The organism is Corynebacterium sp. HMSC034E11, assembly GCF_001835905.1.
GTDB classification, from domain to species: domain Bacteria; phylum Actinomycetota; class Actinomycetes; order Mycobacteriales; family Mycobacteriaceae; genus Corynebacterium; species Corynebacterium coyleae.
Map to the genome: position 1 here is coordinate 1 of NZ_KV826378.1, position 354 is coordinate 354.

The window sequence follows — 354 nt, forward strand, 5'->3', positions numbered from 1 at the left end:
CTGGAACATCGCTTAAGACCATCGGCCACTGGGTTTTCGGGACTTTTTCGTAGAGGTTCTTCGCGAAATGAGTCCGGCACCGCTGCCAGGATGCATCGGGCAACACTTGGATGCCCTCATGGGCATCACTGGTGATAAGGAAGACACCGCGAAGTCCACGAGCTTTTAAGTCCTGGAAGAAGCCCTTCCACGACGCGTTGGATTCCGTGGTGGCAACATGCATACCGAGCATTTCCCGGTAGCCGTCAGCGTTAACACCGGTGGCCAAAAGTACGGAGCATTTGACTACCCGGCTGCCTTCACGCACCTTGATCGTGAGTGCGTCGCACGACAGGTAGGCGTACCCGCCGGGGT

Annotated in this window: 1 protein-coding gene; it reads right to left on the reverse strand. The window is 57.1% G+C overall.

The window, feature by feature from the left end:
- Positions 1–354, reverse strand: a 354-nt coding sequence (locus HMPREF2690_RS00850) for a transposase (RefSeq protein ID WP_210401371.1), incomplete at both ends; no start/stop codon positions are given.